The 649-nt window shown below is 57.0% G+C and carries 1 protein-coding gene; it reads right to left on the minus strand.

Annotation, left to right across the window (positions count from 1 at the left end; genetic code table 11):
* On the minus strand, positions 1–649 hold a 649-nt coding region (locus tag L4D06_RS25480; RefSeq protein ID WP_429742255.1), incomplete at both ends, for a calcium-binding protein.

Raw genomic sequence — 649 nt, forward strand, 5'->3', positions numbered from 1 at the left:
CCGCTAGGCCATGCATGTCGTCGTGACCCCATTGACCGTGAAGTTGGTCATTGCCGTTACCGCCGTTGAGGTGATCGTTACCATGACCGCCGACGAGGACATCGTCACCGTCTTCACCCCAAAGGCCGTCGTCACCGTTGCCGCCTTCTAGGCGGTCATTGCCCCATTGGCCATAGAGTTTGTCATTGTGCTCGCCGCCGTCGAGGTGGTCGTTGCCGTGACCGCCTACGAGGACATCATTACCGTCCTGACCGTAAAGGGCATCGTCGCCGTTGCCACCTTCTAAGCGGTCATTACCCGATTCGCCGTAGAGTTTGTCGTTATCGTCACCGCCATCGAGGTGGTCGTTACCGTGACCGCCGACGAGAACATCATGGCCATCTTGACCGTAGAGGGCATCGTTTCCGTTGCCACCTTCTAAGCGGTCATTACCCCATTCGCCGTAGAGTTTGTCATCTTCAGTGCCACCTTGCAGGGTGTCATTGCCGTGACCGCCAACCAGGAGATCGTTACCGTGTTCGCCGACGAGGTGGTCATCACCGTTGTTGCCATAGATACGGTCATTGTGGTTACCGCCGTTGACGTAGTCGTTGCCTTCGCCGCCGCTTAGACCATCATTACCGTCATTACCGTACACACGGTCATGACC

Origin of the sequence: Enterovibrio makurazakiensis, from assembly GCF_050336585.1 — a bacterium.
Taxonomy (GTDB): domain Bacteria; phylum Pseudomonadota; class Gammaproteobacteria; order Enterobacterales; family Vibrionaceae; genus Enterovibrio; species Enterovibrio gelatinilyticus.